Annotated in this window: 21 protein-coding genes, 7 tRNA genes and 1 rRNA gene (1 of these 29 only partly in view); 19 read left to right on the top strand and 10 right to left on the bottom strand. The window is 43.5% G+C overall.

The window, feature by feature from the left end; genetic code table 11:
- The 8 genes from BQ7344_RS12645 to BQ7344_RS12680 form a co-directional block, all read left to right on the top strand.
- Positions 1 to 2,752: ribosomal RNA gene (locus BQ7344_RS12645) — 23S ribosomal RNA — on the top strand; it begins 134 nt to the left of the window's first position.
- 81 nt (positions 2,753 to 2,833) lie between these two features.
- Positions 2,834 to 2,906 (top strand) — tRNA-Asn (locus BQ7344_RS12650).
- A gap of 12 nt (positions 2,907 to 2,918) precedes the next feature.
- Positions 2,919 to 2,990: transfer RNA gene (locus BQ7344_RS12655), tRNA-Glu, on the top strand.
- A gap of 78 nt (positions 2,991 to 3,068) precedes the next feature.
- A tRNA-Thr gene (locus tag BQ7344_RS12660) sits at positions 3,069 to 3,141 on the top strand.
- A gap of 4 nt (positions 3,142 to 3,145) precedes the next feature.
- Positions 3,146 to 3,219, top strand: a tRNA-Ile gene (locus BQ7344_RS12665).
- A 16-nt stretch (positions 3,220 to 3,235) separates the two neighbouring features.
- A tRNA-Asp gene (locus tag BQ7344_RS12670) sits at positions 3,236 to 3,309 on the top strand.
- A 5-nt stretch (positions 3,310 to 3,314) separates the two neighbouring features.
- Positions 3,315 to 3,387: transfer RNA gene (locus BQ7344_RS12675), tRNA-Val, on the top strand.
- A 17-nt stretch (positions 3,388 to 3,404) separates the two neighbouring features.
- A tRNA-Leu gene (locus BQ7344_RS12680) sits at positions 3,405 to 3,490 on the top strand.
- Between the two features lie 83 nt (positions 3,491 to 3,573).
- Here the strand turns inward: BQ7344_RS12680 and BQ7344_RS12685 are convergent.
- From BQ7344_RS12685 to BQ7344_RS12695, 3 genes are all read right to left on the bottom strand, one after another.
- The gene (locus BQ7344_RS12685; protein ID WP_072522834.1) at positions 3,574 to 4,830 is read right to left on the bottom strand and encodes a tyrosine-type recombinase/integrase; all 1,257 of its coding nucleotides are present in this window, start codon (positions 4,828 to 4,830) and stop codon (positions 3,574 to 3,576) included.
- Positions 4,823 to 5,656 carry a rolling circle replication-associated protein gene (locus BQ7344_RS12690; protein ID WP_200793049.1) on the bottom strand — a complete coding sequence of 278 codons (834 nt, stop codon included), beginning with the start codon at positions 5,654 to 5,656 and terminating at the stop codon, positions 4,823 to 4,825. The genes BQ7344_RS12685 and BQ7344_RS12690 overlap by 8 nt, the downstream gene beginning before the upstream one ends.
- Before the next feature lie 160 nt (positions 5,657 to 5,816).
- A complete protein-coding gene (locus BQ7344_RS12695; RefSeq protein WP_033143689.1) occupies positions 5,817 to 6,137 on the bottom strand; it encodes a hypothetical protein in 321 nt (106 codons plus the stop codon).
- 159 nt (positions 6,138 to 6,296) lie between these two features.
- On the opposite strand from BQ7344_RS12695, the gene BQ7344_RS12700 reads away from it, so the two are divergent.
- Positions 6,297 to 6,713: a helix-turn-helix domain-containing protein gene (locus tag BQ7344_RS12700; RefSeq protein ID WP_066545110.1), complete on the top strand. Its 417-nt coding sequence runs from the start codon at positions 6,297 to 6,299 to the stop codon at positions 6,711 to 6,713.
- A gap of 171 nt (positions 6,714 to 6,884) precedes the next feature.
- Here BQ7344_RS12700 and BQ7344_RS16575 read toward each other — a convergent pair whose 3' ends face one another.
- Positions 6,885 to 7,064: a hypothetical protein gene (locus BQ7344_RS16575; protein ID WP_235816115.1), complete on the bottom strand. Its 180-nt coding sequence runs from the start codon at positions 7,062 to 7,064 to the stop codon at positions 6,885 to 6,887.
- 179 nt (positions 7,065 to 7,243) lie between these two features.
- On the opposite strand from BQ7344_RS16575, the gene BQ7344_RS12710 reads away from it, so the two are divergent.
- The 5 genes from BQ7344_RS12710 (at position 7,244) to dhaS (ending at position 12,048) form a co-directional block, all read left to right on the top strand.
- Positions 7,244 to 7,459 carry a helix-turn-helix domain-containing protein gene (locus BQ7344_RS12710; protein WP_066545111.1) on the top strand — a complete coding sequence of 72 codons (216 nt, stop codon included), beginning with the start codon at positions 7,244 to 7,246 and terminating at the stop codon, positions 7,457 to 7,459.
- Between the two features lie 234 nt (positions 7,460 to 7,693).
- Positions 7,694 to 8,188, top strand: a complete 495-nt coding sequence (dfrF, locus tag BQ7344_RS12715) for a trimethoprim-resistant dihydrofolate reductase DfrF (protein ID WP_002322211.1) — start codon at positions 7,694 to 7,696, stop codon at positions 8,186 to 8,188.
- Between the two features lie 346 nt (positions 8,189 to 8,534).
- Entirely contained in the window at positions 8,535 to 9,806 is a 1,272-nt protein-coding gene (locus BQ7344_RS12720; RefSeq protein WP_072522837.1) for a 2-hydroxyacyl-CoA dehydratase subunit D, read from the top strand.
- Positions 9,799 to 11,448, top strand: a complete 1,650-nt coding sequence (locus tag BQ7344_RS12725; protein WP_072522838.1) for an acyl-CoA dehydratase activase — start codon at positions 9,799 to 9,801, stop codon at positions 11,446 to 11,448. The genes BQ7344_RS12720 and BQ7344_RS12725 overlap by 8 nt, the downstream gene beginning before the upstream one ends.
- 57 nt (positions 11,449 to 11,505) lie before the next feature.
- Positions 11,506 to 12,048 carry a dihydroxyacetone kinase transcriptional activator DhaS gene (gene dhaS, locus BQ7344_RS12730; RefSeq protein ID WP_072522839.1) on the top strand — a complete coding sequence of 181 codons (543 nt, stop codon included), beginning with the start codon at positions 11,506 to 11,508 and terminating at the stop codon, positions 12,046 to 12,048.
- A gap of 128 nt (positions 12,049 to 12,176) precedes the next feature.
- On the opposite strand, the gene BQ7344_RS12735 is transcribed toward dhaS, so the two are convergent.
- The 5 genes from BQ7344_RS12735 to BQ7344_RS12755 all read right to left on the bottom strand — a co-directional run bounded on the left by BQ7344_RS12735 (position 12,177) and on the right by BQ7344_RS12755 (position 17,683).
- Positions 12,177 to 13,190 carry a hypothetical protein gene (locus BQ7344_RS12735; protein WP_072522840.1) on the bottom strand — a complete coding sequence of 338 codons (1,014 nt, stop codon included), beginning with the start codon at positions 13,188 to 13,190 and terminating at the stop codon, positions 12,177 to 12,179.
- 163 nt (positions 13,191 to 13,353) lie between these two features.
- Positions 13,354 to 14,217: a carbohydrate ABC transporter permease gene (locus BQ7344_RS12740; RefSeq protein ID WP_072522841.1), complete on the bottom strand. Its 864-nt coding sequence runs from the start codon at positions 14,215 to 14,217 to the stop codon at positions 13,354 to 13,356.
- A gap of 5 nt (positions 14,218 to 14,222) precedes the next feature.
- On the bottom strand, positions 14,223 to 15,137 hold the full coding sequence (locus BQ7344_RS12745; RefSeq protein WP_072522842.1) for a carbohydrate ABC transporter permease: 915 nt from the start codon (positions 15,135 to 15,137) through the stop codon (positions 14,223 to 14,225).
- 112 nt (positions 15,138 to 15,249) lie between these two features.
- On the bottom strand, positions 15,250 to 16,578 hold the full coding sequence (locus tag BQ7344_RS12750) for a type 2 periplasmic-binding domain-containing protein (RefSeq protein ID WP_015543144.1): 1,329 nt from the start codon (positions 16,576 to 16,578) through the stop codon (positions 15,250 to 15,252).
- 91 nt (positions 16,579 to 16,669) lie between these two features.
- Positions 16,670 to 17,683, bottom strand: a complete 1,014-nt coding sequence (locus BQ7344_RS12755) for a LacI family DNA-binding transcriptional regulator (protein ID WP_072523444.1) — start codon at positions 17,681 to 17,683, stop codon at positions 16,670 to 16,672.
- 412 nt (positions 17,684 to 18,095) lie between these two features.
- Here BQ7344_RS12755 and BQ7344_RS12760 point away from each other — a divergent pair, with 412 nt between their 5' ends.
- Positions 18,096 to 20,531: a glycoside hydrolase family 94 protein gene (locus BQ7344_RS12760; protein ID WP_072522843.1), complete on the top strand. Its 2,436-nt coding sequence runs from the start codon at positions 18,096 to 18,098 to the stop codon at positions 20,529 to 20,531.
- Here the strand turns inward: BQ7344_RS12760 and mnmA are convergent.
- Positions 20,528 to 21,649, bottom strand: a complete 1,122-nt coding sequence (gene mnmA, locus BQ7344_RS12765; RefSeq protein ID WP_072522844.1) for a tRNA 2-thiouridine(34) synthase MnmA — start codon at positions 21,647 to 21,649, stop codon at positions 20,528 to 20,530. The genes BQ7344_RS12760 and mnmA overlap by 4 nt on opposite strands.
- Positions 21,650 to 21,890: 241 nt before the next feature.
- Here mnmA and BQ7344_RS16315 point away from each other — a divergent pair, with 241 nt between their 5' ends.
- From BQ7344_RS16315 to BQ7344_RS12780, 4 genes are all read left to right on the top strand, one after another.
- Positions 21,891 to 22,043 carry a hypothetical protein gene (locus tag BQ7344_RS16315; RefSeq protein ID WP_015543148.1) on the top strand — a complete coding sequence of 51 codons (153 nt, stop codon included), beginning with the start codon at positions 21,891 to 21,893 and terminating at the stop codon, positions 22,041 to 22,043.
- A 220-nt stretch (positions 22,044 to 22,263) separates the two neighbouring features.
- On the top strand, positions 22,264 to 23,172 hold the full coding sequence (locus BQ7344_RS12770; RefSeq protein WP_072522845.1) for a MetQ/NlpA family ABC transporter substrate-binding protein: 909 nt from the start codon (positions 22,264 to 22,266) through the stop codon (positions 23,170 to 23,172).
- Between the two features lie 37 nt (positions 23,173 to 23,209).
- A complete protein-coding gene (locus tag BQ7344_RS12775) occupies positions 23,210 to 24,220 on the top strand; it encodes a methionine ABC transporter ATP-binding protein (protein WP_072522846.1) in 1,011 nt (336 codons plus the stop codon).
- Entirely contained in the window at positions 24,210 to 24,872 is a 663-nt protein-coding gene (locus tag BQ7344_RS12780; RefSeq protein ID WP_072522847.1) for a methionine ABC transporter permease, read from the top strand. Before BQ7344_RS12775 ends, BQ7344_RS12780 begins: the two co-directional genes overlap by 11 nt.
- Positions 24,873 to 24,997: the final 125 nt, after the last annotated feature.

Raw genomic sequence — 24,997 nt, forward strand, 5'->3', positions numbered from 1 at the left:
AGCAAACCTCATGTATCCATACGCCAATCCATAACGTATGGAGGGGAACCCGGGGAACTGAAACATCTAAGTACCCGGAGGAAAAGAAAGAAAACTCGATTCCGTAAGTAGCGGCGAGCGAACGCGGAAGAGCCTAAACCAGGTCGCGTGCGATCTGGGGTTACGGACTGCATTTAAGATTCTGTGATGTTAGTAGAACGGTTTTGGGAAAGCCGGCCAGAGAGGGTGAAAGCCCCGTACACGAAAACAGAGCAGACTGAGCAGGATCCAGAGTACCGCGGGACACGAGAAACCCTGCGGGAAGTAAGGGGGACCACCCCCTAAGGCTAAATACCACTTAGTGACCGATAGCGCATAGTACTGTGAAGGAAAGGTGAAAAGGACCCCGGGAGGGGAGTGAAAGAGAACCTGAAACCCTGTGTCTACAAGCTGTGGGAGTGCTTTATATGCACGACCGCGTACTTTTTGTAGAACGGTCCGGCGAGTTGCGCACACTGGCAAGGTTAAGGACTCAAGGTCCGGAGCCGTAGGGAAACCAAGTCTTAATAGGGCCAGAGTCAGTGTGGGCAGACCCGAAACCGGGTGATCTATCCATGTCCAGGTTGAAGCTGCCGTAAGAGGCAGTGGAGGACCGAACCCACATCCGTTGAAAAGGGTGGGGATGAGGTGTGGATAGGGGAGAAATTCCAATCGAACCCGGAGATAGCTGGTTCTCCTCGAAATAGCTTTAGGGCTAGCCTTGGTAGAGATTTGCGGAGGTAGAGCACTGAATTTCCTAGGGGGCGTCAAAGCCTACCGAAGAATATCAAACTCCGAATGCCGCGTAATTGCTTACCGGGAGTCAGACTGCACGAGATAAGTTGGGCAGTCAAAAGGGAAAGAGCCCAGACCTTCAGTTAAGGTCCCAAAGTGTACGTTAAGTGGAAAAGGATGTGGGATTTCGAAGACAACCAGGATGTTGGCTCAGAAGCAGCCATTCATTCAAAGAGTGCGTAATAGCTCACTGGTCGAGAGGTCCTGCGCCGAAAATGTCCGGGGCTGAAACGTACCACCGAAACTAAGGAATCCGAAAGGATTGGTAGAGGAGCATTGCATGCGGGAAGAAGCAGTACCGTAAGGAGCTGTGGACTGCATGGAAGAGAGAATGCCGGAATGAGTAGCGAGATAGAGGTGAGAATCCTCTAGGCCGAATATCCAAGGTTTCCAGGGTAAAGCTGATCTGCCCTGGGTAAGTCGGGGCCTAAGGTGAGGACGAGAGCCGTAGCCGATGGACAACAGGTGGAGATTCCTGTACTATGATATGACAGAACTGTGGGGACACGTGCAGAGAGCGGAAGCCGGGAATGGGATCCCGGTGCAAGCGAGGTACCAGATGCGTTGGAAAAACCGCGCATCAATGGGAAGACGTGATGCGGAGTGAAATTTAGTAATGAAGTCCGTGAGCTGTGCGTCAAGAAAAGCCGCTATTGTTCATACCATACCCGTACCGTAAACCGACACAGGTGGATGAGGAGAGAATCCTAAGGCCGGCGGAAGAAGCATTGTCAAGGAACTCGGCAAAATGACCCCGTAACTTCGGGAGAAGGGGTGCCTGCGCAAGCAGGCCGCAGAGAATAGGCTCAAGCAACTGTTTAGCAAAAACACAGGTCTATGCGAAACCGTAAGGTGAGGTATATGGGCTGACGCCTGCCCGGTGCTGGAAGGTTAAGAGGAGAGGTTAGCGCAAGCGAAGCTTTGAATTTAAGCCCCAGTAAACGGCGGCCGTAACTATAACGGTCCTAAGGTAGCGAAATTCCTTGTCGGGTAAGTTCCGACCCGCACGAAAGGCGTAATGATTTGAGCGCTGTCTCGACAATGCATCCGGTGAAATTGAAGTACCAGTGAAGATGCTGGTTACCTGCGCCAGGACGGAAAGACCCCATGGAGCTTTACTCCAGTTTGGTACTGGGATCCGGTACTGCATGTACAGGATAGGTGGGAGGCTATGAAATGGTAACGCCAGTTGCCATGGAGCCGCTGTTGGGATACCACCCTTGCAGTATTGGGTTTCTAACCAGCCGCCGTGACCCGGCGGTGGGACAATGCCAGACGGGGAGTTTGACTGGGGCGGTCGCCTCCGAAAGGGTATCGGAGGCGCCCAAAGGTTCCCTCAGGATGGACGGAAACCATCCAAAGAGTGCAAAGGCAGAAGGGAGCTTGACTGCGACACCGACGGGTGGAGCAGGTACGAAAGTAGGGCTTAGTGATCCGGTGGTATTAAGTGGGAATGCCATCGCTCAACGGATAAAAGCTACCCTGGGGATAACAGGCTTATCACTCCCAAGAGTTCACATCGACGGAGTGGTTTGGCACCTCGATGTCGGCTCATCGCATCCTGGGGCTGTAGTAGGTCCCAAGGGTTGGGCTGTTCGCCCATTAAAGCGGTACGCGAGCTGGGTTCAGAACGTCGTGAGACAGTTCGGTCCCTATCCGGCGTGGGCGTAGGATATCTGAGAGGAGCTGTCCTTAGTACGAGAGGACCGGGATGGACGGGCCGCTGGTGCACCGGTTAGACTGCCAAGTCTATAGCCGGGTAGCCAAGCCCGGAAGGGATAAACGCTGAAGGCATCTAAGCGTGAAGCCCCCCTCAAGATGAGATATCCCATCCGAAAGGAGTAAACCCCCTTGAAGACGACGAGGTTGATAGGGCAGGGGTGGAAGTGTGGTAACACATGGAGCTGACTGCTACTAATAGGGTGAGGGCTTGACCAAAGTAAGCATGGTTAAGATAATCGATTGCTTAGTCAACATGTATGTGGTTTTGAAGATACGATATATCTTCTAAGTAATATAATCCTCCTTAGCTCAGTCGGTAGAGCATGCGGCTGTTAACCGCAGTGTCGTTGGTTCGAGTCCAACAGGGGGAGCTTTTTATACCTGGCTCCATGGTCAAGCGGTTAAGACACCGCCCTTTCACGGCGGTAACAGGGGTTCAAATCCCCTTGGAGTCATCAAAAAATAAAAAAATGTGATTTTTGGTATGGCTTGATTACGACATTTGGTGTATAATACATCTAAGTGAGTTATATGCCGATGTGGCTCAATTGGCAGAGCAGCTGATTTGTAATCAGCAGGTTATCGGTTCGAGTCCGATCATCGGCTTTTTGGACCTTTAGCTCAGTTGGTTAGAGCAACCGGCTCATAACCGGTCGGTCCTGGGTTCGAGTCCCCGAAGGTCCATTTTACTTATTTTTTTGGCCCAGTGGCTCAGTTGGTTAGAGCGCCGCCCTGTCACGGCGGAGGTCGTGAGTTCGAGTCTCATCTGGGTCGTTTAAGGGGTCTTAGCTCAGCTGGGAGAGCATCTGCCTTACAAGCAGAGGGTCATAGGTTCGAGCCCTATAGGCCCCATTTTTTCAATTTAATATGCCGCAGTGGCGGAACTGGCAGACGCCCGGGACTTAAAATCCCGTGGGTAGTGATACCCGTACCGGTTCGATTCCGGTCTGCGGCAGTAGGTAAAAGTGAGAGAAACGTTGAATTTACAGCGTTTCTCTTCTTTTTTTGCTTCAAAAAGTTTGAACACCTTTGAACACTTTATGAGGAAATCCCCAGTTTTTGAAAAGCAAAGCGGTCATTCTTCCTCTTGTTGACGTTCCGTAAATAGTGAAGCGTGGTTGCCGTTTCGCTATGCCCCATTAAATAACTCAAGGTTGTGAGATTGTTTCCGTCAAAGGCAGTTGAGGCATTGTAGAAACGGATTTTATGACTGGAATGGTAAGGAACACCAGCTTCTTTGCAATACTTCTTTAAACGGCGGTTGAAGCTGTCTGTTGTCATGATTTCTCCATTGGGTTCAAAGACATACACTCCATGCGGATTTAATTCTCTGGCTTTCTGAAGAATCTTGATTGCTTCATCAGTCAAGAACTGTTTGCGGAAACCATGAGAGGTATTTCCTTTCATCTGGTTGACTACCTTTACTTCTCTTTTGGAAAAGGTTAAATCATCGTTTAGTGTCCGTTCACAGGTAGCCTGTCGGTGCAGATAGACCATTCTGTTTTCATAGTCAATATCTTCCCAGCGGATTGCTTTTGTTTCCCCGATACGGATAAACAGATAAAAGGATAGTTGTATCGCAAGGGAATAAGGCTCTGTGATACAGCTAAGATAATGCAGTAGCTTATGTGTATCGTCACGGGAAAATACGTTGTCACTTTGTACTTCCACAGGCTTGTAGGTGAACTGCTTGAAATTCACATCAGAGACAGGATTGTGGGAGATGATTTCTTCCTCAATGGCATAACTCATGATTCCATTTAAGACAGAACGGGCGTTGCTGATTCTCTTGTGGGTATGCTGACGTTCTTTTGTGGCTTCTCTGAAAAAGCGGATAAGGGTAATCGGTCTGATTTCTCCTATCTTCATTTTGGAAAGAGCCGTGTCTTTGAAAAATCTGTTCCATTCAGAAACATACTCTTGAATCGTCTTTGCCTTTACAGAAGTGTAATCTCTTTTGTATAAGAGCCATTCTGTATATAACTCTTCCAGTGTGATATTCTCACGGTTTTCGATTTTTTGCTTCTCAATATAAAATCTGATGATTTCTTTTTCAAGGTTCTCTTTACTCTTCCGCTTGATCGGACGGCGGTTGTTGGGTTTGGTGTCATCTGGTAAATAGGTACGCCAGCTTTTTTCAGATTCCGAGTAATAAATTTCATATTTGTGATTCTCCAAGATTTTCTTATTTGCCATAATTTCAAAATCTTTGAAGACTTCATCTGGAGTCATATTAGCACAAGCGGCTAATGTGTTCAATAACGTAATATCGGAAGATGTAACAGGGTTATTCATCAGAATCCCCCCTTACACCCATAGTTTCTTTTTTGATTTTGATGTAGGTAACACTGCTGTCCTTTAAATAAGAACCAGTAGCTAAAAAGGATTTTGTATCATATATCTGCCGTGTGTACTCTTTTTGAAAAATGATAGTTTCATTCTGTAATTCGAGAATCATATCATCAGTCAGCATGAGTCTTGTTTCTTTCGGCATTTTCAGGTTTTGTGATTTGAAAAACGCCTTTTTCTTATGCTCCTTTACATCAAGGTCTTTCCCAAAATATTTGCTGAGATAGCGACCACGGTTCTCCTTGCTGTCTACATCAATACAGTTTATCTTAATAAAACCATGCGACCATAAATCTTGTAATTTTTCTTTTGCTATGTATGGAAAATCAAAGAAAATAACATGGTAGTGGATTGCACCACGTTTTTGTTTCTCCCACGTTGCAATATACATTAATAATTGTCTTTTGGTTTGATACAGGTAATAATTTAATCGCTGGATAAAATACTTAAATTCTCGGTTCGTTATGGTAATGTCTTGAATATTATCTCTGAATGTCAGCGTTACAAATTTGGTTCTGTTATTGAAATTACAGTCCACGATACGGGCAATCTCCCAACGTGTCTGTTCATAATGTTTTTGTTTGCGTTTCAGGCTGTCATATTGCTTATGAGCTGACATCTCATCAAAGGTTTTACGTTTGCTTGTTTTCTCTAAATCTGCATTTTCTGTTGAATGACTGAAAATAGGATTCTTATAGATATATACTTCTTTGGTGGTAGGAGTTTCAATGATTTTCGTATTGTATGCAAAACATTCCTTTGCTTTGCTCACGAAATCCACCTCGTATCCTATTTTGTAATGTGTTTCTTCCTGTTTTCGGAAGATGTTGTTTTATATATCAAGTATAGTTAGAAGAAACTCTTCTCTCATGTAGGTCAGCCAGTCAGCACCTATGACGTTGTCCGGCACTGACTGTCTGACGTGAGAATGATTATTTCATTCCAGCTTTTCTGATATTGTCAGCCTCTGCCTTAACAGAAAGGCGTCCATTGTAGAGACTTGCCCATGTATGTAACCCCTCAAATGAGACAGGAACTTGTCCTTTCTGCTCAAGTTCTTCATTGGAGACAAGCTGGGTATTAGCTCTTACGCCGACCTTGACTTTTTCAAACTTTAACTTTGGAAGAAGAACGGTGTAGTAAAATCCTAATTTTTCCTTTGTAGAAAAGTCTACCCATTCAGAAACTTCTACTAACTGAAACTGTTCTTCCAACTTGTTAGGATTTAAAATAAAGTCATTTCCTCGAATCAATATATCACCTCCTTCGGAATATCTGTTTATCAGATATTAAGATATTCATATAATACAACAGAAAAAATATAATGTCAAGAAAAATATCTAAATATCCGATAAAAAGATTGACAGACAAAAAATGTTGAAATATAATGGTGCTTATAAAGGAGGTTCAGTATGAATAAAATAAAAGAACTGCGGAAAGAAAATAATATTACAGTTGCAGAGTTGGCAAAGGAATTAGGGATATCACAAAGTATGCTGACAAATTATGAAAACGGGAATGGAACGCCAAGAGATGAATCCATATGGGAAAAGCTGTCGCAGATATTTGGAGTGAGTAAAAGTCACGTTATGGGATTGACTACAGATATTGAAACGACAAACAAGACAAAGCGGTTGAGAGTGGTCGTGGATATGTCTCAGCCAGTATCCATTCAACCTAAAAGTCAGACAGACCTTGATGTACTGACAAAGCTGGACTTAATAGACAGTGATGATATGGGAGAAGTGCTGAAGTTCTTAGATAAACTTTTAGCCCAAAGCAAATATGAGGGGCGGAGAGAAACACTGATAGAATACGTTGCAGAATAATAAACGTTTCCGAAGCCGTCCACTTGCCCAGCCGACCCGCCGCCCTGTTAGGAACCGTCGCTCTGGGCATCCTGCGGAACGTTAGTTTTTGAAAGAATACGAACAAAAAGGAATATGCATTGCAAGTTTTAAAAGGATAGCAGACAGCACCATGAATGAAGTGTTGTCATGCTATTCTTTTTTGCCATATTCAATCATTACCGTTTTGAAAGGTTCGCTGTGATCCAGTGGAAACCAAGCCGGATAGTAGAGGTTGATTTCAAGGGTGGTGGGTGTTCCATTGATTCGATTATGCTCTGCTTCAATTTCTTGAATGGTATCGTTGATTCCCCAATATTTATAAACAGTCACAGATAATCGGGTATCTCGTGTGTCTTGATTACTAAAGGACATACTGTTAGTGACATGATAATCGGGGAGTCTAATGTAATAATAAATTCCAGCCAGTAAGCAGAGCAATGTAAGTGTTGTTAGTACCTCACTATATAGTGAAAGAATTATTAAATATACTTTGTGTAGGGGTGATATGCATGAATTATGGACATTTGGAATTAAGGATAGAAGAACTGTTGCAAGAAAAAGGTATCAGCAAGAATACCATTTGTAAGGAACTGGATATACCGAGGTCAAATTTTAACAGATATTGCAGAAATGAATTTCAAAGACTGGATGCGAATTTAATCTGTAAATTGTGCCATTATTTTGGCTGTGAAGTCGGAGAAGTGATTATCTATGTAAAAGAATAGTGGAGTGTTGCTGTTAATGGCATGGAGTGAATAAAAGGGTATGCTGAGATATGGAAGTCTCTCATGCCTTTTTTGCTTGTGCATTTTATAAAATAGAATTATACTGTGAGTAGTGGAAACTGGACAAACTAGAATTTGTCGAGCTGGTTAGTTCGAGATAATTTTGAGTTTGTTAAGATGTGGTGCACTTGATGGAATCACAGGTACGACATCATATTATGGAGGATGAAATAGATGATAGGTTTGATTGTTGCGAGGTCAAAGAATAATGTTATAGGCAAGAATGGTAATATACCATGGAAAATAAAGGGAGAACAAAAGCAATTTAGAGAGTTAACAACGGGTAATGTGGTTATTATGGGGCGAAAGTCTTATGAAGAAATCGGTCATCCGTTGCCTAATAGAATGAATATTGTTGTTTCCACCACAACAGAGTATCAAGGAGATAATTTAGTTTCAGTTAAATCATTAGAAGATGCATTATTATTGGCTAAAGGACGAGATGTATACATATCTGGTGGATATGGACTATTTAAGGAAGCTTTGCAAATAGTAGATAAAATGTATATCACAGAAGTAGATTTAAATATTGAAGATGGAGATACATTCTTTCCAGAATTTGATATCAATGATTTTGAAGTTTTGATAGGGGAAACACTTGGTGAGGAAGTGAAATATACGAGAACATTTTATGTAAGGAAAAATGAATTGAGTAGATTTTGGATTTAGGGTGTTTTCATAAATATATTGCTTTTTATGCATATATAAATTGTTGTAAGACAAATTCCAGTTTGAGGGTGGAAATCTTTGAACACTTTTTGAACACCGAGACCGTGATGAAGTCTTCAAAGCCCCTTTCTATCAGTATTTGTGATTATTTGAAACGGTTCGATTCCGGTCTGCGGCACGATTTAAAAGGCTCCAAATTCTCTGTTTCAGAGAGTTTGGAGTTTTTTTTATACAACATTTGCACAAACTATGATAATTTATTGACAATCTCGTGATTTTTATTCTTGTATTATGAGATTGTTTGCTATATACTGTGAAGAAAGACATCGAAAGGTGGTCAGACCAATTGGAAATAATAAAGACATTCGGAAATTATGTAGAAAAATGGTGTGAGAATACACCGGACAGAGCACGCTGGCTCCTCACGAAAGGATGGGAGGCACAGGATATGAAATTTCGTCTGGCTCCTTCGAAAAAAATAAATCCGTCAGATCAGTATCTGGCACGTATGATGATGAATGTGATGCTTCAGCCGTTGAAACATCCGGATCAGTCAGTACTGGTCAGCGTATTTACGCCGTGTGAGCTGATGCAGGAGGCAGGTTTATACCCTTATAATGTAGAGAGTTTTTCCTGCTATCTGACGGCATCAAGCGCAGAGCGTGCATTTCTTCAGAGTGCAGAGGATTCCGGACTTTCTGAAACACTCTGCAGTTACCACAAAACATTTATAGGAGCTGCGGAGAAGGGACTTCTGCCGAAGCCGAAATGTATTGTATATACGAACCTTGCATGTGACGCGAATCTTCTGACTTTCCAGCGTCTGGCGGAGTTTTTTCATGTGCCGGTATTTTCAATTGATGTGCCGTCCGGTCAGACGTCGGAAAATGTTGCCTATGTGGCTGCGCAACTTCGAGCTCTGCGCGGCTTTCTTGAACAGACCACAGGGCATCAGATTGATGAAGACAAGCTTGTACAGAGGGTAAAAAGAGGTTACAAAACACTACAGCAATTTGATGCTTTTCAGAGCGCGCGTGCGGATCGTTTTATTCCGTCGGATCTTGTATCACCATTATATAGTGGAATGACCAATAATATCCTTCTGGGAACAGAAGAGGAAGCGTTATACACCGAGAAGCTTCTTCAGGACGTAAAGAAAGCACCGCCTAAAAAAGGCAAACATATCTATTGGATGCACACGATTCCGTTCTGGTCCGATGCGGTAAAAGATGCACTTCTTTTGAATGATGATGTTCAGATCGTCGGATGCGAGCTCTCACAGGCAACAGATATTTCCAGACATTCAGAAGATCCATATGAAGAAATGGCGATGCGTCTGATTTATCATGCATTGAACGGACCGATTTCACGCAGGATCAATGCCGGTATCCGTCATGCAAAACAGGCTGGCGCCGATGGTGTTGTCTGGTTTAATCACTGGGGCTGTAAGCATACACTTGGTGGCTCTCGAATTGCGAAAAAGCGTTTTGAGGAAGCAGGTCTTCCAACATTGATCCTGGACGGAGACGGATGCGACCGAAGCCATGGTGGGGAAGGTCAGACATCTACCCGTTTAGGTGCTTTTCTGGAAATGTTGGGGGATTTTGCTCATGAATAAAACATATTATGTCTGTAAATATACACCGGTGGAGCTATTGACTGCTTTAGGCGGTAAATGCGAAATATTAAATGAAATGCCGGAAGGTTTTGAGCGCGCAGAGCAGATCACACATCCGAACATCTGCGGATTTGGAAAAGCTGTGCTCGAGGAAGTTCTTGCCGGGAATATAAAAGAACTGGTTCTTGTAAACTGTTGTGACACAATCCGCAGTGTTTATGATATACTGGAAGACAGTGGACAGATGGATTTTCTTTATATGATCGATATGTTACATTGTGACATAGAATGTAGCCGTGAGCGTACGGCAATGCAGTTAAAGGCACTGACATCTGCATATGCTTCCTATAAAGGAACTACTTTTGATAAAGCTGCTTTTCTGAAAGCTTTTCAGCCAAAAGAACGTACGCAGGAACCACATCTGGCGGTGCTTGGAGCACGTATGGGGCAGGAACTGTTTGAGATGACAAGTAATTCCATGCCGCTTCCGGTTGTGAATGAAACTTGTGTTTATAACCGTTCCGTAGGCGAAAATCTTCCGTCGGAAGATATGGATTTTGATGCACTGATGGAATGGTATGCTGGAGAACTGCTTCATCAGATTCCGTGTATGCGTATGATGGATCATGCAGGACGTAAACAGTTATATCAGGATCCTTCACTGAAAGGAATTATTTATCATACTGTAAAATTCTGTGATTTTTACAGCTTTGAGTATGCGGATATCAAAAGTCATACCGATGTGCCGCTTCTCAAGATTGAATCAGACTTTACTTTGCAGAGCAGCGGGCAGCTGAGTACGCGTCTGGAAGCTTTTGCAGAGAGTCTCGGTATTCAGAAGGAAACAAAAAAGGAGAGAACAATGGGCAAAGGATATTATGCTGGAATCGACAGTGGATCCACAAGTACAGATGTGGTAATCTTGAATAAGGACAGAAAAATAATTTCCAGTGTGATCATGCCGACCGGAGCGGGTGCGGCAAATGGCGCTGAAAGAGCCCTGGAGGAAGCTCTTGAACAGGCTGATATTGCAAGAGAAGATCTGGCTGCAGTTGTGACTACCGGTTACGGCAGAACCGCGATTTCAGATGGAGATAAGAGCATTACAGAGATTACCTGCCATGCACGAGGGGCGCATTTCCTCGATCCGAAAGTACGTACAGTCGTTGATATCGGAGGGCAGGACAGCAAGGTTATCCGTCTGAACGAAGATGGCAGTGTAAAGAATTTTGTTATGAATGACAAATGTGCTGCAGGAACCGGACGATTCCTTGAAATGATGGCAAAGACGATGGAAATGTCTCTCGATGAGCTGAGTCAGGTGGGGCTTTCTTATCAGGAGGACATTACAATTTCCAGTATGTGTACAGTATTTGCCGAGTCCGAAGTAGTTTCTTTGATCGCACAGAATAAGCGTACCGATGATATTGTACATGGACTGAACAAAGCTGTCGCTGCAAAGACGGCATCGCTGGTCAAACGTGTAGGCGGTGAAGAGGCTTATATGATGACCGGTGGTGTTGCTCAGAACAAAGGCCTTGTAAAAACTCTTGAAGAGCGTCTTGGAACGAGTATGGTCATCAGCGAGAAATCCCAGCTCTGCGGAGCCTTAGGGGCAGCCTTATTTGCAACTGATATATAAAGATAGTAAAATGGGGAACCGGATATTGACGAACCGATAAAAGGGGAGGAAAGAAAGTTGGCTGATTCCAATATTACAAAAAGTGCACTTGCGTCAGCTCTGAAAGAATTGATGGAAACGACACCTTTTGCAAAGATCACCGTCTCGGATATCTGTGCAAAATGCAATATGAACCGAAAAAGTTTTTATTATCATTTCAGGGACAAATTTGATCTGGTAAACTGGATATTTGATGTAGAATATCTGAATCATGTGCAGATTGGGAAGAATCTGATAGGATGGGACAGTGTGCTTCATCTTTGCAATTATTTTTATGAGAATAAAGATTTTTACAGAAAGGCAATGAAAGTAGAAGACCAGAATTCTTTTATCAATCACTTCCGTGAGTTGGTAAGCCCGTTGATGGCAGAGGATATCAGAGAGATTTTGGGAGAGCAGACAGATGCCGATTTTTATGTAAACTTTTTCTGCGATGCGGTTATCTGTGCATTTGGACGATGGATCTCACAGAAAGAGCCGATTCCACCGCAAAAATTTGTAGAATTACTGAAATCCTGTATTCAGGTTGTGGTGCTCACGCAGGAGCGTATGAACAGTTAAAACTTGAAAATATAATAAAATATAAAGCAAACAGCTTCATAAAACATATCGGAAATTACCGGATGATTTATGGAGCTGTTTCACTGTGCATATATGTGAAAAGATTGCTCTTTATTGGTCAGTGACTTTTATTCACCCATAGAGAATGACTTCTGAAGAATATCACGAAGAGATTCTTTGAAGATGTTATGGGATAAAAGCCTGCCATTATTCCTGGGATTGTAGATCGTACCGTCAGGCTGGAAACCGATTACACTGGACGGCGGAGAGATAATGTTTCCGACAGTTTCTGCATCATACATAAGATCAATCGGAATAGTACAGTATTTCTGTGCAACACGTGTACCGACGGCTGCTTTGTAGACATTTCCACGGGTTTCACTGCTGCATGTCGGATCCGCAATGACTGCGGAAAACGGACAGTGAAGTTCTTCGGCATAGCGGTAGTATGAACCGGAAAGAATTTCGGAACTTTCATCTTCTGTAAACATGCGATATACAGAATAAAGAAGTCTGTGATCGCGGAGTACGAGGCATGCAGCATCCGTATGATCGTCATAATTGACACCGATCAGAAGATGATTGATGTCCTTTGCAGAATCTGCGAAATCTTCTGTGATGCAGTCAGAACCACACAATAGAATGATGGCACAGTCTTCATTCTGGCGGATGAGTGGAAGCAGTCTCTCCGGATCTTTGTTTGTATAAAGGAAATATACGTAGATACCGAGTTCTTTGCCCTGATCGAAAATCGGCTGATAACTTTCTGTAAGATTTTCATGTGCGGAATCAATGTTCAAAAACAGAAGCCACGGAACATTAATATTTTCGGTACGTTTGATCTTACGGACGATATGTGCGCCCATTGTGCAGCCATTATATCCCAGATTCAGACCGAATTCGATCAGTTTGTCTTTATCCATGTGCTTGAGTGCATCTTCAATCAGTGGATAGTACGGGCTGTTTTCGTTGTTTAACATTGTACGTGCCATCTCAAAAAAAGATATCTGGAAACGCCCCTTCGAAAAATGAAGCGCCATATCGACCAGATTTCTGGTACAGCGCTCCGGTGCTTCATCGGCATCCTTTAATGCGGTTTTGACGAATGTTTTTATAATGATTCGAGAAGTTTTTGCTGTCATTTTTGATCCCTTCAATATGCATATATAAAAAAATTACAGACGGCAAAATACATTCACCGTCTGTATTTTATCTACTTTTTATTTAATCACAAAGTGTTTTTGGATGCAATAGACACTATAGAAAACATGTCCAAAAATGAAGGGGTTCTTCTGAAAGGGAAGATCAGCCCTTGACAGCACCTGCAGAAACACCTTCTACGATAAATCGGGAAAGAAGGATATAAACAATGATTACCGGGAAGATCGAAAACGCGATCATCACGTAAACCTGGCCCATATCGAACTTCAGGAAGTCGGCACTACGAAGTTGTGCGATCAGTACCGGAAGTGTTTTCTTCTTGTCAGAATGAAGTACCAGCGCCGGAATAAAGTAGTTGTTCCAGCTCTGAACGAAAGTGAAGATTGCCTGTACGGCGATAGCTGGTTTCATAAGCGGGAAGACGATCGTATTGAAAGTCTTGAACTCGCCGGAACCGTCAATACGGGCGGCCTCCACAAGCTCCAGAGGAAGGTTGCTTTCCATGTACTGTTTCATATAGAAGAAAGTAACCGGAGCGGCGATACTCGGAATGATCAGTGGAATAAAGGAATCATCCAGATGCATTTTGCCGAGTAACTGCAGGAAACCAAGTGCGGTAACCTGAGTCGGGATCATCATGACTGCGAGGATAAAGGTGAACATGAATTTTTTGCCTTTAAAGTCGTATGCGTGAATAGCATATGCAGTCATTGTGGAGAAGTATGTACATAAAACAGCAGAACATGTAGCAATGAAGATACTGTTGAACATACCGTTCCATACAGGAAGGGTTCCTGCGAGAAGATTTTTCCAGTTTGTGATAAGCTGACCTCCCGGGATCGCCGTGAAACCTTTTTTCAGGGCTCCGTTTGATCTTGTTGCATTGATAAACAGTACATAAAACCAGAACAGGCAGAAGAAAGTGAGAATAATCAGTACCACATAAGCAAGGGTACGCTGACCTTTCATGCTCATTCCTTTTTTGGTTTTTTGATTTTTTTCATTCAACTTTCTCACCTCCCGTCAGTTGCTTTGTTGAATCGGAATACGATCATACTGAGTATACCGGTAATAATGAACAGGAATACGGACAATGCACCGCCCATACCATAGTTCTTGCTGAACAGATGCTTGTTCAGGAACATGATCAGTGTCATAGTTGAACGCATCGGATCACCGGTTCCATTTGTCAGGATCTGTGGTACATCGAACATCTGCATACCACCGATCAGAGATGTGATCATAACGTAGATCAGAATCGGACGAAGCAGCGGAAGAGTGATCTTACGGAAAATCTGTGAAGATGTAGCTCCGTCTACTTCGGCAGCTTCATAAAGTGAAGGGTCAATACCCATCATACCGGCCATCAGGAGGATGGTCGTGTTACCAAACCACATCAGGAAGTTCAGAATCGCAACCAGCGTTCTTGCACTCCAGGCGTGGCTGAAGAAAGAATATGCTTCTTTCAGGATGCCTGCATGTACGAGCATGGCATTGATCGGACCGCCATCTGCGAACAATGTGAAGAATAACATTGCAAATGCAGATGCCATGATCAGGTTCGGGAGATAGATCACAGTCTTGAAGAACCGCTGACCTTTCAGCCGGAGACTCGGGTTGGAGAACCATGCACCGAGAAGCAGGGATACGAGGATCTGAGGAACAAATCCCATTATCCACATAATCATTGTGTTTTTTAAATAAATCCAGATCTCTCCACCCTCAAAGAGTTTGACATAATTGGCAAATCCCACAAAGTTCGGTCCAATCTGCGTCAATCCAGATCTGTAATTTTCAAAAAAGCTGTTATAAATTGTACTAATAAGCGGAACGAGCTGGAATATGAGGTATACTACTACAAACGGTATCAGAAAGATATAGCCCCATTTGTTATAGCTGACCGCTTTATGGTTATTATTCTTTGCCATTATCTTCCTCCATAAGTTAAAGTGTGCCTGCCTGAACCTCAGGCAGGCACACTTTTAGATAATCATGTTCTTTTCAGAATGTTCATTTGGAAATGAAGTCAGTCTGTCTGAATTAGTATGAAAGTTCCGGATATTTTTCAACAACTGCTTTGTAGAACAGGTCGAGTGCTTCTTCATAAGTTGCATTGCCTTCGAAGTAGTTCTTCATAGCGTTCTGGAATTCTTCGTTGCAGCCCTGATCATAGATGCTCATATTGCTGAGGTCGATCTTGTCTGCACCTGCACAGAACATAGCCAGTGGGTTCTGTCCGCCGAGAACTGCGTCGCCGTAGCTTTCGTCTGCAGCCATTTCTTCCATAGCCGGTTTGTTGTTTACGAAGTCGTTGTCAGCTGTAACGATTTCTTTCATTACATCAACGTTTGTTGTCATAGTTCTCATGATATCAGCAACGAGTGTCGGGTTGTCTGTACCTGTAGCTGCTGTGATCCATGTTCCGCCCCAGTAGAAGCCCTGCGGTCCTTCTGTTGCAGCCCAGCCGCCGTCTTTACCAACGGAGCCATCCTGATCAGCACTCATAGAGAAGTCGATGAACCATGCCGGTCCGAAATATGAGAATACATTGCTGTCTGTGAAGAAGCCTTTGCTCCAGTCATCGCTCCACAGTTCGTATGTAGCTGTTTCGCCTGCATCAACCATTTCCTTGGACATGTCAACCCAGTTCTTAATATTGTCGTCAACTGTGATCTTTCCATCAACTACCCATGGGCTGGTTACGTTGTTGGAGAATACACGGTAGGAGTCGTTTACAGTAGAGGTCATCTGATAACCTTTTTCTTTCAGTTCTGCGGCAGTTGCTTTGAAGGTATCCCAGTCAGCAACTTTCTTCTGAACCTCTGCCGGATCGTCTGTTCCGAATACTTCTTTGGCGATATCTCTTCTGTAGATCATGGTTCCTGGGCAGCCCTGCCATGAAAGACCTTTCAGGTTTCCGTCGGAATCTGTCATAACGTCTTTAGTGTACTGATACTGATCAGCAATCTCATCATCTGTGATTCCAAGATCTGCTACAGACATTGTGTAATCTGTGTTTACATATTTCAGTGCGTAGTCAGCTTCTACGAGGAAGAGGTCGATCTTGTCGTCAGCAGCTGCATCAGCCTGTTTCAGAAGTGTTTCGTCGAGATTGTTCTGATAAGCGTTGTCATCAGATGGAGTAATGTTCCATACAACATCTACATCACCGATCTTACCATGAGTTCCGTCTACTTCTTCATATCCCGGATAGTGATCGGTCAGACGGGTTTTGAATTCTTCGTTCCAGCAGTAAATGTTTAAAACTTTACCTTCGTCTGAGCCTGCGTCATCAGCCCATACCGGAACTGCTGCCAAACCTGCGAGCATAGCTGCTGTTAATGTGACTGCCATAATCTGTTTTTTCATGTTGTTACCTCCCTGTGATTTAATAATTTGGTTTTTATTTTTTTACATATTAAATTTTCATTATTTAGTTTTTGCAAATATGTTTTGCATTTTATTTTGCCAGATTCCTGACCGAAGCACCGGGGAAAAGCCTTCCGTCAACTGTGAATTTATCGATGATCGTTGCTTTTGGATTTTCGATGAGGCCAATCAGTTTCTTTGCGGCAAGCTGTCCGATCGTTTCTGTGTCCTGGCACAGCGTTGTCAGCCGGGGCTCAAGGATGCGGGCAAAAGTGAGTCCATCATATCCTGCGATGGAAATATCATCTGGTATCCGAAGTCCTCGTTCGTGGATTTCGTTGATACCGCCCAGAGCAGAAAAATCATCCGGATAAAGAATGCAGGTAGGCGGATCTTTCAGATCAAGAAGTTCTGAGGTCGCCATCGCTGCGGCTTCTGCATCGCGATAGGGGATGACCGGCATATATTCATCGGGTACATCGATATGTTTTTTCTGAAGCGTTCTGTAGAAGCTTCCCAGACGACTTCGTGTAACAGAAGAATCTTCTCCGTGAATATAGGCAATTTTTCTGTGCCCCCGTTGCAGAACATAGGTGACAAGATCTTCCATTCCCTGAATGTTGTTGGAAACAACAGCAATTCTTCCATCGAATACATGGTCAATTGTAACCACCGGAATTTCGGATCGCACCAGCTGTTGTACTTCTTCTGTAAAGAAGTCGATGCAGGCAATTACAACTCCGTCGACTCCCCGGTAACGGCAGTGATCATAATAACTGATGTGCTGACCGGAAAGATTTCCGCTGGTAAAGGTGATGTCGTATCCTCTGGATTCAGCCGTGCGCTTGAAACTTTCTAATACATGATTGAAATAATCATGTGTGAGACCACTCATGGCTTCGTCTACGAATAGTACGCCGAGATTGTGGCTTCGCTTGGTTTTCAGCGACCGTGCTGAGGAATTAGGAAGATATCCCATTTCTGATGCAGTATTTAAAATAAGCTGCCGGGTCTCTTCGCTGATATCCGGATAACCATTGAGAGCTTTGCTGACACTTGCAACAGATACGTTGCATTGTTTTGCAATGTCTTTCATGGATACCATATGCATGTCCAGCCTTTTCTGTTTTTTTGTTTCTAAATCGTTTTCGCAAGCTCATCGTACTGTATTTTCGGACAATTTGCAAGGATAAATTGTTATATTTGCATAATTTATCCCTCTTGCACAAAAAATAATTGACGATAATTAACCGATTTCACAAAAAAGGTACTTCGTTTTTACGAAAAATTTCGTAAAAAACTTAACGTTTACGAAAACATGTCTGCACACGATTTTGTAAGCGAAAATGTGGTTGATTTTTTTGAATAAGTGAATTATACTGAGCTTAATCCAATCTAATCATATTATAGTTATAAAATTTCTAAACTTATTCGTTTTTGCAATTCTGTTTTCAGTCTTTAATTCGTGATCGCATCCCCTTTACTTTATTTATATTGTTTTTTGAAGGAGGTTCTTTATGAAATTCGGACATTTTGACGATAAAGCCAAAGAATATGTAATCACTACACCACATACTCCACAGCCATGGATCAATTATCTCGGAAGCAACGATTTCTTTTCACTGATCTCAAACACCTGCGGCGGATATAGTTTCTATAAAGATGCGAAACTTTTACGTATTACGAGATATCGCTACAACAACATTCCGGTAGATTCCAACGGAAAATATTACTATATCAATGATGACGGGGTAATTTGGAATCCGGGCACGATGCCATCCGGTACAGAGACAGATACATATGAATGCCGTCACGGTCTGGGCTACAGCCGTTTCCATTCAACGAAAAATAATCTGGAAGCGGATCTGCTGGCATTTGTACCGGTAGATGCAGCGTGCGAGATCAACTGCCTGACTTTGAAAAACAATTCAGATGTCGAAAAAAACATCTCTTTATTTTCTTATGTAGAATTCTGTCTCTGGAATGCAGTTGATGACTCGACTAACTTCCAGCGAAATTTAAGTATTGGTGAAGTGGAAGTACACGGAAGTACAATTTATCATAAGACCGAATACAGAGAGCGCCGCCGTCATTACAGTTTCTTTACTGTAAATGCACCGGTTCAGAATTTTGATACCAGCAGGGATGAATTCCTTGGATCCGGTAACGGCAACGCATTCCCGGATGCAGTCCGTAAGAAAAAATGCAGCAACTCCATAGCAAGCGGATGGTATCCGATCGCAGCACATCAGATCGATCTGACACTTGCTCCTGGCGAAGAAAAAACATTTGTATTTATGCTGGGGTACTGTGAAAACCCTGCAGACAATAAATGGGAAGCGCCGAACGTCATCCGTAAGGCACCGGCAAAAGCGCTTATTGAAAGATTTGATACAGCAGAAAAAGCAATGGCAGCATTTGCGGAGCTGAAAACATACTGGGAGACACTGCTTGCACGTTTTGAAGTCACAAGTTCGAACGAACACGTTGACCGTATGGCAAATATATGGAACCAGTATCAGTGTATGGTAACATTCAATATGTCAAGATCTGCATCGTATTATGAATCCGGCACTGGACGAGGCATGGGATTCCGTGATTCATGTCAGGATCTTCTCGGATTTGTACATCTGATTCCGGAACGCGCAAGGGAAAGAATTATTGATATTGCATCCACACAGTTCCCGGACGGAAGCGCATATCATCAGTATCAGCCATTGACAAAGCAGGGTAATCTTGATGTCGGAAGCGGATTTAATGATGACCCGCTGTGGCTGATTGCGGCGGTTTCTGCATATCTGAAAGAGACCGGTGATTATGGTATTCTTGATGAGCCGGTACCATTTGACTGTAAAAAAGGTTCTGAAGTACCGCTGTTTGAACATCTGAACAAATCGTTCCATTATACAGCAACACATCTCGGACCGCACAAACTTCCACTGATAGGAAGAGCTGACTGGAATGACTGCCTGAATCTGAACTGTTTCTCCAGTGAACCTGGTGAATCTTTCCAGACGACCGGACCATCTGAAGGACCGGTGGCAGAATCTGTATTTATTGCAGCAATGTTTGTCAAATATGGTAAAGAATTTAAAGAAATCTGTCTGCGTACAGGACATAAAGATCTTGCAAAAGAAGCAGAAAGTGCAGTAGCGGATATGTATCAGGCGGTTCTGGATGCGGGATGGGACGGAGAATGGTTCCTTCGTGCATATGATTCACAGTCTGCAAAAGTCGGATCAAAAGAATGTGAAGAAGGTAAGATTTATATTGAACCACAGGGATTCTGCGTTATGGCTGAAATCGGAAAAGAAGAAGGACTTGCTGAGAAAGCGCTGGATTCCGTACATAAATATCTGGAAACGAAATATGGTATCATGATACTCCAGCCGGCATATACCAGATATCATCTGGAACTTGGTGAAATTTCTTCTTATCCGCCGGGATACAAAGAAAATGCCGGAATCTTCTGCCATAACAATCCGTGGATTTCTATCGCAGAAGCTGTACTCGGAAGAGGAGATCTTGCATTTGATGTTTACCGTAAGATCTGCCCGTCCTATATTGAAGAGATCAGTGATGTACATCGCACAGAACCATATATTTATTCACAGATGATAGCAGGTGCTGACGCAGCAAGATTCGGCGAGGCAAAGAACAGCTGGCTGACCGGAACGGCAGCCTGGACATTTGTTAACCTGTCACAGGCGCTTCTCGGAATCCAGCCGGAATATGATGGTCTTGTAGTGAATCCATGTCTGCCGAAAGCTTTTGGTGATCTGCAGATCAAACGCCGCTACAGAGATGCGGAATATTATATTGATATCCGCAAACCGGACGGTGTGGAAAAAGGTGTTGAATGGATGGAAGTAGACGGCGAAAAAATTGCCGGAAACCAGATTCCTCTGATCCCCGGCAAGAAAGAATACCATGTAACGGTACAGATGGGTTAATTATTTGTTCCCTGTGATGTGGTCATGGTGGAGGCGAGACCTTCCGGAAGGATGGTTCCTCCGCCGAGTACCATATCGTCATCATAAAGGACAGCAGCCTGTCCCGGAGTAACGGCTCTCTGTGGCTCATCGAAGGTGATCTTTATCAGGTCTTCTCCGATCTGCTCCACAGTTGCCGGCTGTTCCGGCTGACGGTAACGCGTTTTGACTTTACATTTGATCGGTGCATCGAGGTGATCCCATGGAATCAGGTTGATGTCGTTGATATAACAATAATTACTCATCAGATCCTGTTTTCCGCCGAGGATAACCTCGTTGGAATCCAGTGATTTGCCACAGACATAGAGAGATTCCGGTGCGGAAATACCGAGACCGCGGCGCTGGCCGATCGTATAATGAATCTGGCCTTTATGTTTACCGAGAACTTTTCCCTCTTTATTTACAAAATCTCCCGGTTCGGATGACTGACCGGTATACTGTTCAATAAATGAAGCATAATCTCCGTCCGGCACGAAGCAGATATCCTGGCTGTCCGGCTTATCAGCATTGATAAAGCCCTGCTCCTGTGCAATGTGGCGGATTTCTTTTTTTGTATAGCCGCCGAGTGGAAACAGAGTATGTGCAAGCTGATCCTGTGTCATGGCATAAAGAACGTAGCTCTGGTCTTTCGTCGGATCGAGTCCCTTTTTCAAAATGAAACGTCCGGTTTCCGGATCCTGCTCTCTGCGGGCATAATGACCGCTTGCGATGTACTCACATCCGAGTTCTCTTGCCTTATCAAGAAGTGCGGAAAATTTCAAAAAACGGTTACAGTCGATACATGGATTTGGTGTGCCTCCGTGAAGGTAGGTGTCTGCGAATTTGTCGATAACACTGTGACGGAATTCATCGTGCATCGGGAAAACGTAGTAGAGCATGCCAAGTCGTGCAGCAACACTTTTTGCATCCTCGGTATCAGACGGTGTGCAGCAGGCACGATGCCCCGGGAAACTGCACTGTGGATTATCATAAAGCTTCAGAGTGGCACCGGCACAGTCATACCCGTTCTGAACCATCAGGTAGGCAGCTACGCTGGAATCAACTCCGCCGCTCATGGCGATCATTGCTTTTTTCTGCATATATTTTCTCCTGTTGTATATATGGTTTATATAGTTAGCTGCAAAATCTGCTTACAGGGGGAAATCCCCAGATAACCAGTATCATGGTATCATCATAGAAAAACAGTGTCAAGCAAGGAAAACAGAGTGTAAATAAAAAAATGAAAAAATATGTTGACAGACAGAAAGAAGAGTAGTATATTAAACCTATCGGAAAGATAGGAAATAAAAACCGAGAGAAAACATTAAGGGAGGAAGAATCATGTTTACAGAGAAATCAGTACAGAGAAATGTCATGTGTATGATGGATAAGGAAATGCGAATGGGTATGTACATGTGCATGTCTATGTCAAACTGTGCTTCAATGTATCGGAAACTTCCTGTGACATCAGAGGATCATGGCAGAGTGGTCTGAGATGAGATGTCAAGAATGTGAATATAGATGTATCAACCAGATACAATGTAGATTACATGAACAGGAAATTCTGAAGGAGTTCCTGTTTTTTCTTTGTTCAAAATCAGGCAGATAACGTCAGGATAACAGGAAATCCTGAACTTACAACTGAATATGGAAAAAAAGTAATAAAACAAATCAAATAAAAAATAATGGATGAGAATAAGAGAGGGAAATAATTATGAAAAACAGAAAATTTGTCACAGTATCACTTGCAGCAGCACTCGCAATCGGAACAATCACAGCAAACGGCGTACTGGTAAGTGCTGACGCAGAAAAAGGAACCATCAAAGTCGCAGCATCCGCAACACCACATGCAGAGATCCTTGAAGAAGCAAAACCAATCCTCGAAAAAGAAGGATGGGATCTGGAAGTTACCGTATTTGATGACTATGTACAGCCAAACCTCGTAGTAGAGAGCGGCGATTTCGATGCAAACTATTTCCAGCATATTCCGTATCTTGACAACTTCAATGAAGAGCAGGGAACACATCTTGTAAATGCTGGCGGAATCCATTACGAGCCATTCGGAATCTATCCGGGAACAAAGAAAGCACTGGATGATCTGGAAGATGGCGATACCATTGCAGTTCCGAATGATACCACAAACGAAGCAAGAGCACTTCTTCTCCTTCAGGACAACGGAGTGATCGCTCTGAAAGACGGAGCCGGACTGGAAGCAACCGTAAAAGACATCGAAGAAAATCCGAAAAACATCCAGATCGAGGAGCTGGAAGCTGCACAGGTTTCCCGTGTAAAAGATGAAGTTGCATTTGTTGTACTGAACGGAAACTATGCACTGCAGGCAGGATATTCCGTATCCAAAGATTCCATTGCACATGAGACATCTGATTCTGAAGCAGCAAAAACATATGTAAACATCATTGCAGTAAAAGAAGGTAACGAAGACAACGAAGCAGTCAAAGCTCTGGTAGATGTACTGAAATCTGACGAGATCAAAGATTACATTAATGAGACATATGACGGAGCAGTTGTACCTTTTGAAGAATCTGCAGATTCTGACAAAGCAGAGGCAGTGGATGCTACAGCAGATGCAGAAGAAGATACTGCAGCAGAGGATGCAGAATAAATAAAATTGTAACACAGGGACGGGAGGAAACAGGCGAATGGAACCGATGATACAAGTCGAAAACCTTTGTAAAAGTTTTTCCACAAAAAGCGGAACCGTAGAGGCTGCCAGAAACATCAGTTTTTCCATTGAAAAAGGAGAGATCTTCGGCATAATCGGTCTCTCCGGTGCAGGTAAAAGTACACTGGTGCGATGTCTGAACCTGCTGGAAAGACCGACTTCAGGAAGTGTTTGGGTAAACGGTAAGAATCTTACGGAGCTTTCCGAAAGGAAGCTTCGTAAGGAACGACAGAATATCGGAATGATTTTTCAGCATTTCAATCTTCTGATGCAGAGAACAGCGCTTGACAATGTATGTTTTCCGATGGAAATTGTCGGAATCAGTAAAAAGGAAGCACGTAAAAAAGCTCTGGAGTACCTGAAGATCGTAGGACTTGAGGAAAAAGCCCTTTCTTATCCGTCTCAGCTTTCAGGTGGACAGAAACAGCGCGTGGCGATTGCCCGTGTGCTTGCAAGTGATCCGGAAATCCTGCTTTGTGATGAGGCAACAAGTGCATTAGATCCCCAGACGACGAAATCCATCCTTGAGCTGATCAGGAAAATAAATAAAGAGTATGGAATCACAGTTGTTGTGATCACACACGAAATGAGTGTTGTACAGGAAATCTGTAACCGCGTGGCAGTACTGGAACGAGGAGTTCTGGTGGAATCCGGAACAGTTGAAGAACTTTTCCGAAGCCCGAAGACAGAAGCGGCACGGAGACTGGTATTCAGCGGACGTGCACAGATTCAGAAAATGAACGGCAAGCGTCTGGTACGTGTAACGTTTAAAGACAGGTCATCTTTTGAACCGGTGATTGCAAATCTGGTTCTGACTTATCGCACGCCGGTCAATATCCTGTATGCAGATACTAAGAATATTGGCGGATCCGCAGAGGGCGAAATGATTCTGCAGCTTCCCGAGATCGAGGAAACAGCAGAAAAAATGATCGAATATCTGCGGGAAACAAATATGGGAGTAGAGGAGTTGAGTTCTGATGTGGGATAATGCAACAATTACAATGCTTCTGGAAGGAACCAGAGATACTTTATATATGACACTTGTGTCCACTTTTTTCGGATACGTACTTGGCCTGCCGCTGGGAATCCTCCTCGCAGTGACAGACAAAGAAGGTATCCATCCGAATTCAGCTGTTTATAAAGTTTTGGATGTGATCGTGAATATTCTCAGAAGTATTCCGTTCCTGATTCTCCTCATTCTCGTCATTCCGCTTACGAGACTGCTGGTGGGCAAGACATATGGATCTACAGCAACGATCGTACCACTTGTAATCGCTGCCGCACCGTTTATCGCACGTATGGTAGAATCCTCACTCAAGGAAGTTGATCCGGGTGTGGTTGAGGCAGCCGTCAGCATGGGCGCCGGAACACGGACGATCATCTGGAAAGTACTTCTTGCAGAATCCAGAACTTCCCTTCTGGTAGGTGTGACGATCGCAGTGGGAACGATCCTGGGATATTCTGCAATGGCAGGAACTGTCGGTGGCGGCGGACTGGGTGATATCGCGATCCGTTATGGATATTACCGTTACCAGACAGACATCATGATCGTGACGATTGTTATTCTGGTAGTTCTCGTACAGATTCTTCAGGGACTGGGTATGATGCTTTCAAGAAAGCTTGATAAAAGAAAAGCGTAATGATTATTTTAGAAATTTTATACTTTTATTAGAAAAAGGACAAAAATTTCTCACATTTATATTGTAAGATGTACTTGTCTTAAAGGAACAGCCCTTTAAGATCTCCGGTAACACTTCAAATGCCG

It is taken from the genome of Blautia sp. Marseille-P3087, from assembly GCF_900120195.1.
Lineage (GTDB): Bacteria > Bacillota > Clostridia > Lachnospirales > Lachnospiraceae > Blautia_A.

Bases quoted from the DNA above. Each gene is read 5' to 3' on its own strand.
- BQ7344_RS12710 (WP_066545111.1), top strand. From the start codon at position 7,244: ATGAATTATGGACATTTGGAATTAAGGATAGAAGAACTGTTGCAAGAA.
- BQ7344_RS16315 (WP_015543148.1), top strand. From the start codon at position 21,891: ATGTTTACAGAGAAATCAGTACAGAGAAATGTCATGTGTATGATGGAT.
- dfrF (WP_002322211.1), top strand. From the start codon at position 7,694: ATGATAGGTTTGATTGTTGCGAGGTCAAAGAATAATGTTATAGGCAAG.
- BQ7344_RS12745 (WP_072522842.1), bottom strand. From the start codon at position 15,137: ATGGCAAAGAATAATAACCATAAAGCGGTCAGCTATAACAAATGGGGC.
- BQ7344_RS12755 (WP_072523444.1), bottom strand. From the start codon at position 17,683: ATGGTATCCATGAAAGACATTGCAAAACAATGCAACGTATCTGTTGCA.
- BQ7344_RS12725 (WP_072522838.1), top strand. From the start codon at position 9,799: ATGAATAAAACATATTATGTCTGTAAATATACACCGGTGGAGCTATTG.
- BQ7344_RS12780 (WP_072522847.1), top strand. From the start codon at position 24,210: ATGTGGGATAATGCAACAATTACAATGCTTCTGGAAGGAACCAGAGAT.
- BQ7344_RS12775 (WP_072522846.1), top strand. From the start codon at position 23,210: ATGGAACCGATGATACAAGTCGAAAACCTTTGTAAAAGTTTTTCCACA.
- BQ7344_RS12760 (WP_072522843.1), top strand. From the start codon at position 18,096: ATGAAATTCGGACATTTTGACGATAAAGCCAAAGAATATGTAATCACT.
- mnmA (WP_072522844.1), bottom strand. From the start codon at position 21,649: ATGCAGAAAAAAGCAATGATCGCCATGAGCGGCGGAGTTGATTCCAGC.
- BQ7344_RS12700 (WP_066545110.1), top strand. From the start codon at position 6,297: ATGAATAAAATAAAAGAACTGCGGAAAGAAAATAATATTACAGTTGCA.
- BQ7344_RS12750 (WP_015543144.1), bottom strand. From the start codon at position 16,578: ATGAAAAAACAGATTATGGCAGTCACATTAACAGCAGCTATGCTCGCA.
- BQ7344_RS12770 (WP_072522845.1), top strand. From the start codon at position 22,264: ATGAAAAACAGAAAATTTGTCACAGTATCACTTGCAGCAGCACTCGCA.
- BQ7344_RS12735 (WP_072522840.1), bottom strand. From the start codon at position 13,190: ATGACAGCAAAAACTTCTCGAATCATTATAAAAACATTCGTCAAAACC.
- BQ7344_RS12685 (WP_072522834.1), bottom strand. From the start codon at position 4,830: ATGAATAACCCTGTTACATCTTCCGATATTACGTTATTGAACACATTA.